General features: G+C 40.1%; 17 protein-coding genes and 2 tRNA genes. 17 read left to right on the plus strand and 2 right to left on the minus strand.

Going from position 1 to position 18,502, the window contains the following annotated elements; genetic code table 11:
- Nucleotides 1-12 precede the first annotated feature (12 nt).
- The 15 genes from ACVX3R_RS03980 to ACVX3R_RS04050 all read left to right on the plus strand — a co-directional run bounded on the left by ACVX3R_RS03980 (nucleotide 13) and on the right by ACVX3R_RS04050 (nucleotide 14,867).
- Complete coding sequence (locus ACVX3R_RS03980) at nucleotides 13-1,506, plus strand: Rib/alpha-like domain-containing protein (RefSeq protein WP_458795544.1); 1,494 nt, start codon at nucleotides 13-15, stop codon at nucleotides 1,504-1,506.
- 425 nt (nucleotides 1,507-1,931) lie between these two features.
- The gene (locus ACVX3R_RS03985; RefSeq protein WP_458795545.1) at nucleotides 1,932-3,599 is read left to right on the plus strand and encodes a thiol-activated cytolysin family protein; all 1,668 of its coding nucleotides are present in this window, start codon (nucleotides 1,932-1,934) and stop codon (nucleotides 3,597-3,599) included.
- A gap of 135 nt (nucleotides 3,600-3,734) precedes the next feature.
- Nucleotides 3,735-3,965: a DUF2969 domain-containing protein gene (locus ACVX3R_RS03990; RefSeq protein WP_458795546.1), complete on the plus strand. Its 231-nt coding sequence runs from the start codon at nucleotides 3,735-3,737 to the stop codon at nucleotides 3,963-3,965.
- A 49-nt stretch (nucleotides 3,966-4,014) separates the two neighbouring features.
- Nucleotides 4,015-4,095 (plus strand) — tRNA-Tyr (locus ACVX3R_RS03995).
- 8 nt (nucleotides 4,096-4,103) lie between these two features.
- Nucleotides 4,104-4,175 (plus strand) — tRNA-Gln (locus tag ACVX3R_RS04000).
- Nucleotides 4,176-4,337: 162 nt separating this feature from the next.
- A complete protein-coding gene (gene rpsA, locus ACVX3R_RS04005) occupies nucleotides 4,338-5,540 on the plus strand; it encodes a 30S ribosomal protein S1 (protein ID WP_001001620.1) in 1,203 nt (400 codons plus the stop codon).
- Nucleotides 5,541-5,622: 82 nt separating this feature from the next.
- Nucleotides 5,623-6,120 (plus strand): GAF domain-containing protein, encoded by a 498-nt coding sequence (locus ACVX3R_RS04010; RefSeq protein WP_000887141.1) that lies wholly within the window; start codon nucleotides 5,623-5,625, stop codon nucleotides 6,118-6,120.
- The gene (gene dnaX, locus ACVX3R_RS04015) at nucleotides 6,120-7,778 is read left to right on the plus strand and encodes a DNA polymerase III subunit gamma/tau (RefSeq protein ID WP_458795547.1); all 1,659 of its coding nucleotides are present in this window, start codon (nucleotides 6,120-6,122) and stop codon (nucleotides 7,776-7,778) included. The genes ACVX3R_RS04010 and dnaX overlap by 1 nt, the downstream gene beginning before the upstream one ends.
- A gap of 27 nt (nucleotides 7,779-7,805) precedes the next feature.
- Nucleotides 7,806-8,000, plus strand: coding sequence for a DUF3272 family protein (locus ACVX3R_RS04020; RefSeq protein WP_001081605.1), 195 nt, complete (start codon nucleotides 7,806-7,808; stop codon nucleotides 7,998-8,000).
- 150 nt (nucleotides 8,001-8,150) lie between these two features.
- Nucleotides 8,151-8,921, plus strand: a complete 771-nt coding sequence (gene sufC / locus ACVX3R_RS04025) for a Fe-S cluster assembly ATPase SufC (RefSeq protein ID WP_033606356.1) — start codon at nucleotides 8,151-8,153, stop codon at nucleotides 8,919-8,921.
- Between the two features lie 27 nt (nucleotides 8,922-8,948).
- A complete protein-coding gene (gene sufD, locus ACVX3R_RS04030; protein ID WP_458795548.1) occupies nucleotides 8,949-10,211 on the plus strand; it encodes a Fe-S cluster assembly protein SufD in 1,263 nt (420 codons plus the stop codon).
- Nucleotides 10,212-10,221: 10 nt separating this feature from the next.
- On the plus strand, nucleotides 10,222-11,448 hold the full coding sequence (locus ACVX3R_RS04035) for a cysteine desulfurase (protein WP_458795549.1): 1,227 nt from the start codon (nucleotides 10,222-10,224) through the stop codon (nucleotides 11,446-11,448).
- Nucleotides 11,435-11,875 carry a Fe-S cluster assembly sulfur transfer protein SufU gene (sufU, locus tag ACVX3R_RS04040; RefSeq protein WP_458795550.1) on the plus strand — a complete coding sequence of 147 codons (441 nt, stop codon included), beginning with the start codon at nucleotides 11,435-11,437 and terminating at the stop codon, nucleotides 11,873-11,875. The genes ACVX3R_RS04035 and sufU overlap by 14 nt, the downstream gene beginning before the upstream one ends.
- Nucleotides 11,876-11,932: 57 nt before the next feature.
- Nucleotides 11,933-13,345 (plus strand): Fe-S cluster assembly protein SufB, encoded by a 1,413-nt coding sequence (gene sufB / locus ACVX3R_RS04045; RefSeq protein ID WP_458795551.1) that lies wholly within the window; start codon nucleotides 11,933-11,935, stop codon nucleotides 13,343-13,345.
- Between the two features lie 124 nt (nucleotides 13,346-13,469).
- On the plus strand, nucleotides 13,470-14,867 hold the full coding sequence (locus ACVX3R_RS04050) for an APC family permease (protein ID WP_458795552.1): 1,398 nt from the start codon (nucleotides 13,470-13,472) through the stop codon (nucleotides 14,865-14,867).
- 21 nt (nucleotides 14,868-14,888) lie between these two features.
- Here ACVX3R_RS04050 and ACVX3R_RS04055 read toward each other — a convergent pair whose 3' ends face one another.
- Nucleotides 14,889-15,737, minus strand: a complete 849-nt coding sequence (locus ACVX3R_RS04055) for a YitT family protein (protein ID WP_458795553.1) — start codon at nucleotides 15,735-15,737, stop codon at nucleotides 14,889-14,891.
- A gap of 142 nt (nucleotides 15,738-15,879) precedes the next feature.
- Here ACVX3R_RS04055 and ACVX3R_RS04060 point away from each other — a divergent pair, with 142 nt between their 5' ends.
- Nucleotides 15,880-16,716, plus strand: a complete 837-nt coding sequence (locus tag ACVX3R_RS04060) for a DegV family protein (RefSeq protein ID WP_000195448.1) — start codon at nucleotides 15,880-15,882, stop codon at nucleotides 16,714-16,716.
- 106 nt (nucleotides 16,717-16,822) lie between these two features.
- Entirely contained in the window at nucleotides 16,823-17,098 is a 276-nt protein-coding gene (locus tag ACVX3R_RS04065) for an HU family DNA-binding protein (RefSeq protein ID WP_001284630.1), read from the plus strand.
- A 278-nt stretch (nucleotides 17,099-17,376) separates the two neighbouring features.
- Here the strand turns inward: ACVX3R_RS04065 and ACVX3R_RS04070 are convergent, their stop codons facing one another.
- The gene (locus tag ACVX3R_RS04070) at nucleotides 17,377-18,363 is read right to left on the minus strand and encodes an L-lactate dehydrogenase (protein ID WP_000204722.1); all 987 of its coding nucleotides are present in this window, start codon (nucleotides 18,361-18,363) and stop codon (nucleotides 17,377-17,379) included.
- Nucleotides 18,364-18,502 lie beyond the last annotated feature (139 nt).

Consider the following 18,502-nt stretch of genomic DNA (forward strand, 5'->3'; position numbering starts at 1 on the left):
TCGGAGAGAAAGATGAATAAAAAAAGATACGTGATAGCAGGAAGCGTAGCAATTGTGCTCGCTTTAGGATTTCAAGCTCAAGCAGGAGAGGCTCAAGAAGTTGATAAAATAAAATTGACAATTGAAACTGCTCAAGCAATTGCAGAAGGAAAAATCCGATTGGAAGACAATCGCGTTGATTCCTTGTTGTATGGTGAAGAAGTCTTGAAACCAGATGGTGACGATGATGGGGATGGATTGTATAATTCAGAAGAATTGTATACTTATACTAAAAACGGTCGAGTTTATTACGGCTATAATAGTCATCCGCGCCTCAAGGATACGGATGGGGATGGCATTTCGGATAGAGAGGATAAAAATCCCCTTCAATGGGATATCAGCTCAAGGGATATGGCGATGTTTATGGAGTTATGTTATCGTGATGATGACTATATTTCTGAGGTGTTGGATTCTCAAAATCCGTTAGAAGAGCTTTATAAAGGACGCCAAGAATACGCGATGATGCACACGGAGTTGTCTCGCTTTTGGATGGTTCGTGAAACCTATCATTTGAGTAATGGTTTTGATGCAGTGCTGTTCGAGAATAGAAGCGATGTACCTTATTTAGCTGATAAAACAGTCCAAGTATTGGCGGTAAGAGGAACGAAAGGTAGCGCTGATACGGATGATGATACGGCTATCTTTTTGGGTTTGAACCCTAAGCAAGCTATATCTATAGAAAATTTATTGAAAAAATATGAAGCGGAGCATACAGTTACCAATCTCTATGCGACTGGACATTCCTTAGGGGGATATTTAGCTCATCGTGCTTTGATTAACTCAAAAGAGGAGAACTATACTTGGTTCAAGCAATCTTATACTTTTAATGCACCTAAAATCAAAGGTGGAATATTTACTCAATGGCTCAATAGGCTGGCCAAAGTAGGGGAACAACTCACTCTGGAAGGACGTTCAATTCATTATATGGTGAATAATGACAAACTGATTCCTGCGGTGGGGAATTTTGCTCATGCAATCAATATAGGAAATACGACTAATTGTCATGGTTCACGAAGTTACTTTGAATCGTTATTGAATGGTCAACCGGGGTTTTCTATCGGAGACAAGTGGTTGATGGATGGTAGAGGATATGCTGAAGAAAATCTGTCTCGCCTACATTTTAATCAGCAGCTTCATGATGCAGATGTTTATGATGTCGAAGTAAATGATGAGATTTTGAATGAAAATGGAAGTATTGATTTACGAGATAATATCAAGAACAAAGGACAATTACCTCAGAATATAGTGCTTCAGGATGTAACGGACTATTCAAAGATAAATCTTCAAGTAGCAGGAAATTATCAGGGCAAGCTGTTAGTCGTATTTAGTGATGGTAGTAGAAAAGAGGTTCTGATTTCTATAGTGATTCAAAAGAAATCTAATCATCTGACCTCGAGTTCGACAATACCAGAAAAAGAGAAACGGGCAACTGAAGGGGATGCGATTTCGTCAGCTACTGTGGAATAAGCTACTGTGACAGCAGCACGAAGTGCAAGAAATAGGTAGTATAGAAAGTTGCTGAACGATATTGTTAGGATAAGAAGACGAGGGCTCTATTCGAATGTGAGTAGTGCCCTTGTTTTTTATTTAGGGTGGTAAAATAGCTTCTTCAAATTAATTGTAAATTTCTTGTAAGAGATGATTAATAAAATGAATTTTCTTTTTAAATAACATAAATATACGTGCATACTCTAAATTCTTTTTCTACTTTTTCTTATGAGCACTACAAAAATAGACAAAATGATTTATTGTGTTTAAAAATAAATGATTAATGAATGATTAATGAGAAAATATTCATAGAAAACGATTGCATAACCAGTTATCATATGATAAAATAATGATATCTCTAGAAAGCGCATTCAAGAGATGAAATAATAAATAGGAGTTTTTGTATGATTCAAAACAATCAAGAAAAAGGATTTCGGTATTCTATTCGGAAGCATAGAGTTGGTGTGTGTAGCGTAGTTATTGTAGCATTTTTGTTAAGTGCAGGAGCTGTTATTGAAGCTAACACAGTAACGGCGACAGAAACGACAGTTTCAAGTAGTAATCTAAAAACAGATGCAGAGAATACTGAAAAAGAAACGGTCCCAAGTTCAGCTACTAATAATAACAGTGTAGATGTCATGGATAGCCTCATGAAAGCTACAAATCAAGAAGGTAAGGACCTGAATAAATATCTCTTTGGACTAACTTATAATAAAATTGATATTCTGACTCGGAAGGGTGAAACTATCGAAAATTATTCTAATACAAGTGCTAAACAGCAAGGCAATGAGTTTATTGTTGTTGAAAAAGTGAAGAAGAGTCTTTCAAATAAATCTGAGGATGTATCTATTAATGGGAATAGTGACATTTTCTTAGGAGCTTTGTTTAAGGCGAATCAAGATCTTTTGGAAAATAAACCACAGCTTGTAAGTATTTCTAGAAAACCAGGTAGGATTAGTGTAGATTTGCCTGGAATGGCAGGGGCAGATAGTCATACAGATGCCGAACCAACGGTTAGCGGTATGCAAGAAGGAATCAATACATTAGTAAATCGTTGGAATGAAAAGTATGCAGCAAATAATCCTGCACCTGCTCGTATGCACTACGAATCTACTTCAGCTTATAGCATGAATCAACTAAAAGCGAAGTTTGGAAGCGATTTTGAAAAAGTAGGAGCTAATTTAAAAATTGACTTTGAAGCTGCACAAAAAGGTGAAAAGCAAATTGAGGTAGTGGATTTCAAACAAGTTTACTATACTGCAAACTTTGATGCACCTAAAAATCCTTCAGATGTTTTTGGTGACGATGTCACAGTAAAAGATTTGCAAGATCGTGGTCTAGATAATCAAACTCCTCCAGTTTATGTTTCAAGTGTATCTTACGGACGTCAAATGTATGTCAAATTTGAGACTACAAGTACAAGTACAGAACTTAAAGCTGCTATCAATGCTGTAATTAAAGGCGTGCCAATCAATCCAGAATCTGAATGGGCTCGTGTCTTGAAAAACACTTCAGTTACAGCTGTTATTGTCGGAGGAAATGCAGATGGTGCTGCACGTGTGGTGACTGGAACAGCTGAGGACCTTAAAAAACTAATTCAGGAGGGGGCAAATTTCAGCACACAAAATCCAGCAGTGCCAGTTTCTTATAAAACAGCCTTTTTAAGAGATAATCAAGTTGCAACAATTCAAAGTAGTACAGATTATATTGAAACGAAGGTGACCTCTTATAAGAATGGATACCTTAACTTACATCATAAAGGAGGGTACGTTGCACGGTATTATATTTATTGGGATGAAGTAACCTACGATGAAGATGGTATCGAAAGTATCCGTTCTCGCGGATGGGAAGATAACGGTAAAAATAGGACTTCTGGCTTCCAAACAGAACTTCAGTTTAGAGGAAATGTTCGTAATCTTCGTGTAAAAATCCAAGAGAAAACAGGACTTGCATGGGAACCGTGGCGTACTGTATATTACCGTACAGAGCTGCCACTCGTTCAAAAACGAACAATTACTAATTATGGAACAACTATCAGACCGAAATATACAGAGGAGATAGAGAATAACTAAGAGGTTAATTTGCAAAGACACATAAATAATTAGTTAAAGTGACACTCCATAGCAGTTGTAATGGCTGAAATGGAGTTTTTTCTTGCTAGTTTGAGCTTTTTCTTGTACAATAGAAAAAGTGAAAAGAGGTACAGTATGAGTAAAAAAGATAAGAAAATTGAAATTCAATTAACAGATGCTAAAGTGACTGTTGGAAAAGACAGTTATGAAGGATACGTTTTGACAATCGGGAAAAAGGTCATTGGCGAAATTGCCGAATTAGATAACCAATTTGCCATCATAAAGAATGGAAATGTCGATAGTTTTTATAAAAAACTTGAAAAAACTGTGGAAATTTTGATTGAAAACTATAATTTGACAAAATAACACTTGTTTTATTGAAAATTTCATGATATAATAGTCTTCGTTGAACATTGGAGAGATAGCGAAGAGGCTAAACGCGGCGGACTGTAAATCCGCTCCTTCGGGTTCGGGGGTTCGAATCCCTCTCTCTCCATTCATCATTGGGGTATAGCCAAGCGGTAAGGCAAGGGACTTTGACTCCCTCATGCGTTGGTTCGAATCCAGCTACCCCAGTTCTTAGGTAATAAGTTCAAGATAAAAAGAAAAATATCTTAGGGTATTTTATTTTTATAATTGAAAGGCGTGAACGATGTGAACATGTCTTTGCGGGTGCTTAGGAAAAAAATTATAAGTATGTCAAGTTTGGAAAGACTTGATTGTTGGAGGATTTTTTAGATGAACGAATTTGAAGATTTGCTAAATAGCGTTAGCCAAGTTGAGCCTGGTGATGTTGTTAGTGCTGAAGTATTGACAGTTGATGCGACTCAAGCTAACGTTGCAATCTCTGGGACTGGTGTTGAAGGTGTCTTGACTCTTCGCGAATTGACAAACGATCGCGATGCAGATATCAATGACTTTGTGAAAGTAGGAGAAGTATTGGATGTTCTTGTACTTCGTCAAGTAGTTGGTAAAGATACTGATACAGTTACATACCTTGTATCTAAAAAACGCCTTGAAGCTCGCAAAGCATGGGACAAACTTGTAGGACGCGAAGAAGAAGTTGTTACTGTTAAAGGAACTCGTGCCGTTAAAGGTGGACTTTCAGTAGAATTTGAAGGTGTTCGTGGATTCATCCCAGCTTCAATGTTGGATACTCGTTTCGTACGTAACACTGAGCGTTTCGTAGGTCAAGAATTTGATGCTAAAATCAAAGAAGTTGATCCTAAAGAAAACCGCTTCATCCTTTCACGTCGTGAAGTTGTTGAAGCAGCTACTGCAGCAGCTCGTGCTGAAGTATTCAGTAAATTAGCTGTTGGTGATGTAGTAACTGGTAAAGTTGCTCGTATCACTAGCTTCGGTGCTTTCATCGATCTTGGTGGTGTTGACGGATTGGTTCACTTGACTGAATTGTCACACGAACGTAACGTATCACCTAAATCAGTTGTGACTGTTGGTGAAGAAATCGAAGTTAAAGTCCTTGATCTTAATGAAGAAGAAGGACGCGTATCCCTTTCACTTAAAGCAACAACACCTGGACCATGGGATGGCGTTGAGCAAAAATTGGCTAAAGGTGATGTAGTAGAAGGAACAGTTAAACGTTTGACTGACTTCGGTGCATTTGTTGAAGTATTGCCAGGTATCGATGGACTTGTTCACGTATCACAAATTTCACACAAACGTATCGAAAATCCAAAAGAAGCTCTTACTGTTGGTCAAGAAGTTACTGTTAAAGTCCTTGATGTTAACGCTGACGCAGAACGTGTATCACTTTCTATCAAAGCTCTTGAAGAACGTCCAGCTCAAGAAGAAGGACAAAAAGAAGAAAAACGTGCTGCTCGTCCACGTCGTCCAAAACGTCAAGAAAAACGTGATTTCGAACTTCCAGAAACACAAACAGGATTCTCAATGGCTGACTTGTTCGGTGATATCGAACTTTAGTCAAATTGATAATCGCAAAATCCTTTGTTTAAAACAAGGGATTTTTCTTTTGTCTCTTTCCCATTTTTGATATAATAGTTCTATGTTAGATTCAGAAAAACAATCACAATATCAATTGTTAAATGAGGAACTCTCTTATTTACTTGAAGGTGAGAGCAATGTTCTTGCCAATCTTTCGAATGCTAGTGCCCTCCTAAAATCTCGCTTTCCAAATACTGTATTTGCAGGGTTTTATCTGTTTGATGGTAGTGAGTTGGTTTTAGGGCCTTTTCAGGGTGGGGTTTCTTGTATTCGCATTCCGCTTGGAAAAGGCGTATGTGGAGAAGCTGCTGAGTTTCAAGAGACTGTTTTAGTTGGCGATGTGAGCACCTATCCAAACTACATTTCTTGTGATAGTATGGCCAAGAGTGAAATCGTAGTTCCCATGCTCAAGAATGGTCGATTGCTGGGTGTCTTAGACCTGGATTCTTCACTTATTGATGATTACAATGCCATTGACCGTGATTACTTGGAACAATTTGTCGCGATTTTGCTTGAGAAGACAGAATGGGACTTTACGATGTTTGAGGAGAAAGCCTAATGTATCAAGCACTTTATCGAAAATATAGAAGCCAAACTTTTTCACAACTGGTAGGTCAAGAGGTTGTGGCTAAAACCCTAAAACAAGCGGTCGAGCAGGAAAAGATTAGTCATGCCTATCTCTTCTCAGGCCCTCGTGGAACTGGGAAAACTAGCGTAGCCAAGATTTTTGCCAAGGCCATGAACTGCCCAAATCAAGTGGATGGAGAACCATGTAATCACTGCTATATCTGTCAGGCTGTGACAGAAGGTAGTTTAGAAGATGTTATTGAAATGGATGCAGCTTCGAATAACGGAGTCGATGAAATCCGTGAAATTCGTGACAAATCTACCTATGCACCTAGCTTAACACGTTACAAGGTCTATATTATTGACGAGGTCCATATGCTGTCTACGGGAGCCTTCAATGCGCTTTTGAAGACTCTTGAGGAGCCAACTCAGAATGTTGTCTTTATCTTGGCGACCACTGAATTGCATAAGATTCCTGCAACCATTTTATCGCGTGTTCAACGTTTTGAGTTCAAATCGATTAAAACTCAAGATATCAAGGAGCATATTTATCATATTCTAGAAAAAGAAAATATCAGTTCTGAACCGGAGGCTGTGGAAATCATTGCCAGACGAGCTGAAGGTGGAATGCGGGATGCCTTGTCCATTCTGGATCAAGCCTTGAGTTTAACACAGGGAAACGAGCTCACGACTGCTATCTCTGAAGAGATTACAGGCACCATTAGTCTATCAGCACTAGATGACTATGTAGCTGCCTTGTCCCAGCAGGATGTTCCAAAAGCGCTTGATTCTCTGAATCTTTTATTTGAGAATGGCAAGAGCATGACTCGTTTTGTGACGGATCTCTTGCAGTATTTGCGTGATTTACTGGTCGTCCAGACGGGTGGCGAAAATACTCATCATAGTCCAGTTTTTATGAACAATCTAGCTCTGTCTCAGGAAAGTCTCTTTGAAATGATTCGAATAGCAACTGTGAGCTTGGCAGATATGAAAGCTAGCCTGCAACCTAAGATTTATGCTGAGATGATGACCATTCGTTTAGCTGAGATTAAGCCTGAACCAGTGCTTTCAGAAGCTGTTGAAGGAGAAATAGTTGCACTGAGACAGGAAGTCGCTCGTCTCAAACAAGAACTTGTTAATGTTGGAACAGCTACTAAACAAGTGGCGCCAGTCCCTAGCCGTCCAGCTACTTCCAAGACAGTCTATCGAGTGGATCGCAACAAAGTTCAGACTATCCTGCAAGAAGCTGTCGAAAATCCTGATTTGGCACGGCAAAACTTGATTCGCCTCCAAAATGCATGGGGAGAAGTGATTGAAAGCTTAGCTGGTCCGGATAAGGCTCTGCTCGTTGGTTCTCAACCAGTTGCGGCCAATGAACACCATGCTATTTTAGCCTTTGAGTCTAATTTCAATGCTGGTCAAACCATGAAACGTGATAACCTCAATACCATGTTCGGCAATATTCTCAGCCAGGCAGCTGGATTTTCACCTGAGATTTTAGCCATTTCCATGGAGGAATGGAAAGAGGTTCGAGCAGCATTTTCAGCTAAAAACAAGTCTTCTCAAGCCGAGCAAGAGGTGAAAGAAGAGAGTTTGATTCCAGAAGGATTTGAATTTCTGGCTGATAAAGTCATGGTCGAAGAAGACTAAAAGTGGATTTCATGATACAATAATCTTATGAATAGACAACAATTTATCATAATAGCATTATTTACGGCTGCTGAGACTTATTTTTTCAATGAATCTTTGATGACTGGTCGCTATGTTATGGCAGCTTTTTGGGCGATTCTACTCTTTCGAAATTTTAGGTTAAGTTACGTGATGGGAAAAATCGTAGACGCTATTGATCAACACTTAAACCGCAAGGATTAGCCCCCAGCTTCTAGACAAAATCAAAGCCTTTTAGGCTTTTTTTTGTTATACTAGTAGAGTATATTTATTGACCTTTTGTCCTATTTTTTAGGGATTGTAAGCAATTTCCTAAAGTATTGAGCAAAATGTTTGAAAAAGAAAGGAACTATCATGTCAGTATTAGAGATCAAAGATCTTCACGTTGAGATTGAAGGAAAAGAAATTTTGAAAGGAGTCAATCTGACTCTGAAAACAGGAGAAATCGCAGCTATCATGGGACCAAATGGTACTGGTAAATCGACTCTTTCTGCCGCTATCATGGGAAATCCAAACTATGAAGTTACCAAAGGTGAGGTCTTGTTTGATGGCGTAAATATCCTTGAGTTGGAAGTGGACGAGCGTGCGCGTATGGGACTTTTCCTTGCTATGCAATACCCATCAGAAATTCCTGGAATTACTAACGCTGAGTTTCTTCGTGCAGCTATGAATGCTGGTAAAGAAGACGATGAAAAGATTTCAATTCGAGAGTTCATCACTAAACTAGACGAGAAAATGGAACTGCTCAACATGAAAGAAGAAATGGCAGAGCGCTACCTCAACGAAGGTTTCTCTGGTGGAGAGAAAAAACGCAATGAAATTCTACAACTCTTGATGTTGGAACCAACTTTTGCCCTTCTTGATGAGATTGACTCAGGTCTTGATATCGATGCTCTTAAAGTTGTATCGAAAGGTGTCAATGCTATGCGTGGCGAAGGCTTTGGTGCTATGATCATTACTCACTACCAACGTCTTTTGAACTACATCACACCAGACGTGGTACATGTGATGATGGAAGGGCGTGTTGTCCTTTCTGGCGGGCCAGAATTGGCTGCGCGTCTAGAACGTGAAGGATACGCAAAACTAGCTGAAGAACTTGGCTACGACTACAAGGAAGAGTTGTAATTCCCTCGTATCTTTTAGGAGAAGTAAATGACTAAAGAAACTATTAAACTTTTTTCAGAAATGCACGCTGAACCAAGCTGGTTATCAGACCTCCGTCAAAAAGCTTTTGATAAGATTGAGAGTTTGGAATTACCAGTTATTGAACGTGTGAAATTTCACCGTTGGAATCTGGGGGATGGAACCATCACGGAAAGTGAACCTTCAGCAAATGTTCCCGACTTCACAGCTTTAGATAATCACTTGAAGTTGGTGCAAGTTGGAACTCAAACTGTTTTTGAGCAAACTCCAGTTGAGTTAGCTGAACAAGGTGTTGTCTTTACAGACTTTCACTCAGCTTTAGAAGAAATTCCAGAACTTATCGAGGAATTCTTCATGTCATCTGTTAAATATGACGATGATAAATTAGCAGCCTACCACACAGCATATTTTAATAGTGGTGCTGTTCTCTATATTCCAGATAACGTAGAAATCACAGAGCCTATCGAAGGAATTTTCTACCAAGACAGTGATAGCGATGTGCCATTTAACAAGCATATTATGATTATCGCTGGTAAAAATTCTAAGATTAGTTATCTTGAACGTTTAGAGTCTCGTGGCGAAGGTAGTGCCAAGGCAACTGCTAATATCACGGTCGAAGTGATTGCTCGTTCTGGTGCGCAAGTGAAATTTGCAGCTATTGACCGTTTAGGTGAAAATGTCACTGCCTATATTAGCCGTCGTGGTAAACTAGGCAACGATGCAAGCATTGACTGGGCAATCGGTGTCATGAACGAAGGAAATGTTGTTGCTGACTTTGATAGCGATTTGATTGGGAATGGTAGCCATGCTGACCTTAAAGCCGTAGCTCTTTCAAGTGGCCGTCAAGTACAAGGGATTGATACCCGTGTAACTAACTACGGATGCAATTCTATCGGAAATATCCTGCAACATGGGGTTATCCTTGAAAAAGCAACCTTGACCTTCAATGGTATTGGCCACATCATCAAGGGTGCCAAGGGAGCAGATGCGCAACAAGAAAGCCGTGTTCTCATGCTTTCAGACCAAGCACGTTCAGATGCCAACCCAATTCTTTTGATTGATGAAAATGACGTAACTGCAGGTCACGCGGCCTCTATCGGTCAGGTGGATCCAGAAGATATGTACTACCTCATGAGCCGTGGCTTGGATAAGGCAACTGCAGAACGCTTGGTTGTTCGTGGTTTCCTTGGATCTGTTATCGTTGAGATTCCAGTCAAAGAAGTTCGTGATGAAATGATTGCAACGATCGAAGAAAAATTGTCAAAACGCTAAGGGGAAGCCTATGTTAGATGTAGAAGCGATTCGCAAGGATTTTCCAATTTTAGACCAGATTGTCAACGATGAACCTCTGGTCTATCTGGACAATGCTGCGACGACACAAAAACCACTAGCAGTTTTGGGAACAATCAACCGCTACTATAAGCAGGACAATGCAAATGTTCATCGTGGGGTTCATACCTTGGCTGAGCGAGCAACAACATCCTATGAAGCTGCACGTGAAACCATTCGTAAGTTTATCAATGCAGACTCTACAAAGGAAGTACTCTTTACTAGAGGAACGACAACCAGTCTTAACTGGGTGGCACGCTTTGCTGAGGAAGTTTTGACTGAGGGAGATCAGGTCTTGATTTCTATCATGGAACACCATTCCAATATCATTCCCTGGCAGGAAGCCTGCCGTAAGACTGGAGCAGAGCTTGTCTATGTTTATCTCAAGGACGGTGCCTTGGATATGGATGACTTGCGAGCTAAATTGACTGATAAAGTCAAGTTTGTCTCCCTAGCTCACGCCTCCAATGTTCTTGGAGTAGTCAATCCGATCGAGGAAATCACGCAAATGGCACATAAAGTTGGAGCTATCATGGTAGTGGATGGAGCTCAATCTACGCCTCATATGAAGATTGATGTCCAGGACTTGGATGTGGACTTCTTCGCCTTTTCAGGTCACAAGATGGCTGGTCCTACAGGCATCGGTGTGCTTTACGGTAAAGAAAAGTATCTGGAACAAATGTCTCCAGTAGAATTTGGCGGCGAGATGATTGATTTCGTCTATGAGCAATCTGCTAGTTGGAAGGAATTGCCTTGGAAATTTGAGGCTGGAACGCCAAATATGGCAGGTGCTATCGGACTTGCTGCTGCAGTGGATTACCTAGAAAAGATTGGTATGGATGCGATTGAAGCTCATGAACAGGAATTAATCTCATACGTATTTCCAAAACTGCAAGCCATTGAAGGTTTGACCATTTATGGCTCGCAGGATTTGGCTCAACGTTCAGGCGTTATTTCCTTTAACCTAGGTGGTCTTCATCCTCACGACCTTGCGACGGCTCTGGATTATGAAGGAGTGGCTGTTCGTGCGGGTCACCACTGTGCCCAACCCTTGCTCCAGTATTTGGATGTACCAGCAACAGCTCGTGCAAGTTTTTATATCTACAATACCAAGGCAGATTGTGACAAGCTAGTCGATGCCCTACAAAAGACAAAGGAGTTTTTCAATGGCACTTTCTAAACTAGATAGCCTTTATATGGCAGTGGTAGCAGATCATTCGAAAAATCCACATCACCAAGGGAAGTTGGATGATGCTAAGCAAATCAGTCTCAACAATCCAACCTGTGGCGATGTTATCAACCTCTCTGTCAAGTTTGACACAGAGGACCGTTTGGAAGATATTGCTTTTCTAAACTCAGGCTGTACCATTTCAACTGCCTCTGCTAGTATGATGACAGATGCTGTTTTAGGGAAGACCAAACAAGAAATTCTAGAACTTGCAACCATCTTTTCTGAAATGGTTCAAGGTCAAAAGGATGACCGCCAAGACCAACTTGGCGATGCAGCTTTCTTGTCAGGTGTTGCCAAATTCCCTCAACGAATCAAGTGTGCAACCTTAGCTTGGAATGCCCTTAAAAAAACGATTGAAAATCAAGAAAAACAGTAAGACAAGTTTCTTTTGTCTTATGAATCATTAGTAATATAGAATGAAAGAAAGGATATTATGGCTGAAGAAAGAGTAGAACCAAAACCAATTGACCTTGGTGAATATAAATTTGGTTTCCATGACGATGTAGAGCCTGTCCTATCGACAGGAAAAGGATTGAACGAAGATGTTATTCGTGAATTATCTGCTGCCAAGGGAGAACCTGAGTGGATGCTAGAATTCCGTTTGAAGTCTTATGAAACCTTTAAAAAAATGCCTATGCAAACCTGGGGAGCAGACTTGTCAGAGATTGACTTTGATGACTTGATCTATTACCAAAAACCATCTGATAAACCAGCCCGTTCTTGGGATGAAGTTCCTGAAAAAATCAAAGAAACCTTTGAACGTATCGGGATTCCTGAAGCTGAGCGTGCTTATCTAGCAGGTGCTTCTGCCCAGTACGAGTCAGAAGTGGTTTACCATAACATGAAAGAAGAATTTGAGAAGTTAGGCATTATCTTTACAGATACGGATTCTGCCCTCAAGGAATATCCAGACTTGTTTAAACAATACTTTGCGAAGTTGGTACCGCCGACAGATAACAAGTTGGCAGCATTAAACTCAGCAGTCTGGTCTGGTGGAACCTTTATCTACGTACCAAAAGGTGTCAAGGTTGATATTCCGCTTCAAACTTACTTCCGTATTAACAACGAAAATACAGGTCAGTTTGAACGTACCTTGATTATCGTTGATGAGGGAGCAAGTGTCCACTACGTAGAAGGATGTACAGCACCAACTTATTCAAGTAACAGCTTGCACGCAGCCATTGTAGAAATCTTTGCCTTGGATGGAGCTTACATGCGCTATACGACTATTCAAAACTGGTCTGATAACGTCTATAACTTGGTAACGAAACGTGCCAAAGCTTTGAAAGATGCGACTGTTGAGTGGATCGATGGAAACTTGGGTGCCAAAACGACTATGAAATACCCATCTGTTTACCTAGATGGAGAAGGAGCGCGTGGTACCATGCTTTCGATTGCCTTTGCTAATGCTGGGCAACATCAAGACACGGGAGCTAAGATGATCCACAATGCTCCACACACAAGCTCCTCTATCGTGTCTAAATCCATCGCTAAAGGCGGAGGAAAGGTGGACTACCGTGGACAAGTAACCTTCAACAAGAACTCTAAGAAATCTGTCTCTCACATTGAGTGTGATACCATTATCATGGATGACTTGTCAGCATCAGATACCATTCCTTTTAATGAAATTCACAACTCGCAAGTTGCTTTGGAACACGAAGCCAAGGTTTCCAAGATTTCAGAAGAACAATTGTATTACCTCATGAGCCGTGGATTGTCAGAATCTGAGGCAACCGAGATGATTGTCATGGGATTTGTCGAGCCCTTCACAAAAGAACTTCCAATGGAATACGCAATTGAGCTGAACCGCTTGATTAGCTATGAGATGGAAGGTTCAGTCGGATAAGAGTATGCAAAATCTGAACAGGAACTCTTCCTGTTCAGATTTTTTTCAAAAAGGACCTAATAAATATTCACAAAAATGCTTTTGTATGGTAAAATAAAACAACTATATTTAGTGGAGATGAAGTATGAATATTTTTAGAACCAAGGATGTTAGTCTGAGACAGACAGAGATGCGTCGCCATTTGAAATTGTGGGATTTGATTCTATTGGGGATTGGTGCCATGGTAGGGACGGGGATTTTCACCATTACAGGTACGGCGGCAGCAACACTTGCTGGTCCATCACTAGTGGTTTCTATCGTGATTTCTGCCCTGTGTGTTTCTCTATCAGCTCTCTTTTTTGCAGAATTTGCCTCTCGTGTACCCGCAACTGGGGGTGCTTATAGTTATCTCTATGCGATTTTGGGAGAATTGCCAGCCTGGATTGCTGGCTGGTTGACCATCATGGAATTCATGACGGCTGTTTCAGGTGTGGCGTCTGGCTGGGCAGCTTACTTTAAGGGCTTACTCAGTGATTATGGTATCTCCATGCCCCAAGCCTTGAATGGTACCTTTAATCCTGAACAGGGAACCTATATCGATCTTCTGCCTATTTTAGTGCTGACCTTGGTAACAGGACTGGTTTTATTAAATTCCAAAGCAGCCTTACGCTTTAATTCGCTTCTAGTAATCTTGAAATTTTCTGCTCTAGCCTTATTTATCCTAGTTGGTATTTGGTACATCAAGCCTGAAAATTGGTCGAATTTTGCTCCTTTTGGCTTTGGCCAGATTTATGGAGGAAGCACTGGGATTATGGCAGGTGCATCTTTGATGTTCTTTGGATTTCTCGGATTTGAGTCTATTTCCATGGCAGTTGATGAAATCCAAAGCCCGCAAAAAAATATTCCTCGCGGAATTGTCCTTTCTCTGACAATCGTCACTATTCTCTATGCTTTGGTGACCTTAGTATTGACAGGGATTGTTCACTATAGTAAGCTCAATGTGGACGATGCAGTAGCATTTTCATTACGGAGTATTGGTATCGGTTGGGCAGCCAACTATGTTTCGCTTGTAGCCATTCTCACCCTGATAACGGTATGTATTTCCATGACTTATGCTTTGTCTCGAATGATTTATAGCTTAGCACGTGATGGACTTTTACCTCAAAGTTTTAAACGATTAAGCAAGACTAGTCGCGTTCCTAAAAATGCAACCATCTTAACGGGAGTTGTTTCAGCCCTTGCAGCCGGAGTATTTCCTCTAGCCAGTATTGCAGCCTTCTTAAATATCTGTACGCTAGCTTATCTCATTTTACTAGCCTACGGAATAATAAAACTCAGAAAAGATAAGGGTATGCCAAAAAAAGGAGAGTTTAAAACTCCTTTGGTGCCACTTTTGCCAATCCTTTCCATCCTTATCTGTGTTTCCTTTATGCTTCAATATAGTCTAGATACCTGGATTGCCTTTGGCATTGCTCTTGTAGTTGGTCTAGTCATCTACTTTACTTATGGCTACCATCATTCAACCCTCACAGAAGAAAAATAAAAGCTGGGAAATCCCAGCTTTTTAATCTTTCATATAAGTAAATCCTTCACCCAGAATTTCATGGGCCTCTGTGATGGTGATAAAGGCTTGAGGATCGACTTGGTGAATCATGTCCTTCATTTTGACGATTTCGTTCCGACCGACGATACAGTAAATAATTTTTAAATCTTTCTTACTGTAATAACCTTGACCAGATATAAAGGTCACACCACGTCCAAGCTCCTCATTAATCTTATCAGCCAGTTGGTCAGGATGTTGAGTAATGATGATAAACCCTTTGCCAGCGTAACCCCCTTCACCAATCAGGTCAATAACGCGAGCGATGATGAAGTCAAACAAGAGAGTATAGGTCACAAGACGGAGATCTTGGAAAATAAGCAGAATTAACATTAAAATGAAAAAGTCAATTCCAAAAAGCAATTTCCCAATCGAAATATTGGTGTACTTGTTGAGGATGCGCGCAACGATATCAGAGCCACCAGTGGTTCCACCAGCATTAAAGATAATTCCTAAACCAACTCCCAGTAAGACTCCTGAGACTAAAGCGACAATGATGAGATCCCCTTGCAAGTCGATGTGCAGAGGAATGCGCTCAAAGATTGCTAGCCAAATAGAGAGAGAAATAGAACCCAGAAGGCTGGAGTAGAGGGTCTTGGGACCAAATATCTTCCAAGCCAAAATAAATAAAGGAATATTGATTAAGAGATTCATCAATGAGACAGGGATTTTAAAAAGATAGTAGGTAATCAAGGTGATACCTGTCGCCCCTCCCTCAAATAGATGATAAGGAACAACAAAGTAGGTGAGACCAAAGGCATAGATAGCTGCTCCAAATATAATCGTAATAATCGGTTGAACTTTTCGAATCATAGCTATTCCTCGCTTTTCTATAGATAGATTATACCAAAAATTCGTTTTTTTAATTGGATTACTTATGATTTTTTATCATTTTTTTGATATAATAAGAGTGAAAAATCCCAATCCTATTGAGAAGAATAGAAAGATTGAACTTATGACACAAGTAAAAATTGTAACGGACTCTTCTGTTACTATCGAACCAGAAGTAGTTAAAGAATTAAATATCACTATTGTCCCCTTATCAGTTATGATTGATGGCGTACTCTACTCAGATGCTGACTTAAAAGAGGGGGAATTCCTTCATCTCATGCAACAAAGCAAGAATCTCCCCAAAACGAGCCAACCTCCAGTAGGAGTGTTTGCTGAAGTCTTTGAAGAGCTGGGAAAAGATGGCAGTCAGGTTGTTGCTATTCATATGTCTCATGCCTTGTCTGGAACGGTTGAAGCTGCTCGCCAAGGCGCAAGTCTCTCAAGTTCAGATGTGACTGTTATTGATAGTTCCTTTACAGATCAGGCTATGAAGTTTCAAGTTGTTGAAGCTGCAAAACTTGCTAAAGAGGGTAAAGATTTAGAAACTATTCTAGCACATATAGAAGAAGTGAAGAATCACACAGAGCTTTATATCGGTGTTTCGACTCTAGAAAACCTAGTGAAAGGTGGGCGTATTGGACGTGTAACGGGACTATTAAGCTCACTATTAAATATTCGTGTAGTGATGCAGATGAAAAACCACGAACTCCAACCAATCGTCAAAGGACGTGGTGCGAAAACTTTCAAAAAATGGCTTGAAGAGTTAACGGTGGCCCTTACTCATAAATCTGTTGCAGAAATTGGAATTTCCTATGCTGGAACGAATGAATGGGCAAATGAGATGAAGAGTTCATTGCAAGCCTATGTTGAGAAACCAATCTCTGTACTGGAAACTGGCTCTATTATTCAAACTCATACTGGAGAGAATGCTTGGGCAATTCTAATCCGCTATAATTCCTAAAAAAATAGAGAAAAATGCTTGAAATGGCGTTTTTGACTTGACCTATGGGCAATTTTAGGATATGATTATATTTGTTAATCAGAAATTATTTGGAGGATTTGTTAACATGGCAAACAAACAAGATTTGATCGCTAAAGTGGCAGAAGCTACAGACTTAACTAAGAAAGATTCAGCAGCAGCAGTTGATGCTGTATTTGCAGCAGTAACTGAATACCTTGCAGCTGGTGAAAAAGTTCAATTGATTGGTTTTGGTAACTTTGAAGTTCGTGAACGTGCTGCACGTAAAGGTCGCAACCCACAAACTGGTAAAGAAATCGAAATCGCAGCTTCTAAAGTTCCAGCATTCAAAGCTGGTAAAGCTCTTAAAGACGCTGTTAAATAATGAATTTAGAAAAAGCCTATTGTATCAAGCTTTCTAGCTTGGTCAATAGGCTTTTTTTGTTGCTTTGGGGCATTTTGGGGGCAAAGACGAATACTTTTTCATGATATCTACCACTGTTGATTTCATTTCTTTGGTTATATATGTATAAATTTAGGTGTTTTTCAACTGAGTATTTGATATAATATATAACTTCTGAGATAAGTGGTCTTTTGAAAAATAGGGTTTAAGCCTTTACAGTAAAAGAAAAAAGGTTCCCATGTTTGGGAACCTTCTTTTAATTAGTTTTTAGAAGCTGCTTGGAATTCAGGGTTTTTCCATGCTTCATCAATGATAGCTTGCAATTCTTTAGCAGATGCTTGCATTTTTTGAGTTTCAGCGTCGTTCAATGGGATGTTTACTGGACGAACGATACCGTGTGCACCAACAACAGCTGGTTGACCGATAAAGACGTTTTTAACACCGTATTGACCTTCTTGGAAGACTGAAAGTGGAAGGACTGCATTTTCGTCATCAAGGATTGCTTTTGTGATACGAGCAAGTGCTACTGCGATACCGTAGTAGGTAGCTCCTTTTTTGTTGATGATTGTGTAGGCAGCGTCACGAACACCTTCGAACAATTCAATCAATTCAGCTTCTTGAACGTTTTGAGTATCTTTAAGGAATTCTTCAAGGTTTACACCAGCGATGTTGGCATGTGACCAAACCGCAAATTCAGAATCTCCGTGTTCACCCATGATGTAGGCGTGAACGGAACGAGCATCAACGTCCAATTTTTCAGCAAGTGCTTGACGGAAACGTGCTGAGTCAAGTGAAGTACCTGAACCGATAACACGTTCTTTAGGGAATCCAGAGAATTTCCAAGTTGAGTAAGTCAAAACATCAACTGGGTTAGCCGCAACAAGGAAGATACCATCAAAACCTGATTCAACAACTTGTGTTACAATTGATTTGTTGATAGCCAAGTTTTTACCTACAAGGTCAAGACGAGTTTCACCTGGTTTTTGAGGAGCACCTGCAGTGATAACAACAAGATCAGCGTCTGCACAGTCAGAGTATTGAGCAGCGTAGATTTTTTTAGGTGAAGTGAAGGCAAGGGCGTGGCTAAGGTCAAGCGCATCACCAACAGCTTTTTCGTGTAATTGTGGAATTTCGATAATTCCAAGCTCTTGTGCAATTCCTTGGTTAACAAGTGCAAAAGCGTAAGATGAACCTACGGCACCGTCACCAACAAGGATCACTTTTTTGTGTTGTTTAGTTGAAGTCATTATCTAAACATCTCCTTCATTTTTTTTTTTAGGGGAATCCCCAGACACTTTCATTCTATCACTTTTAAAAAGCTTTGTCACGAATATTCTATTCGGTTATCGATGTAAACGTTTTAGTGGTTTTCAAAGACTGAAATGA

Source organism: Streptococcus sp. 517s (genome assembly GCF_054445985.1).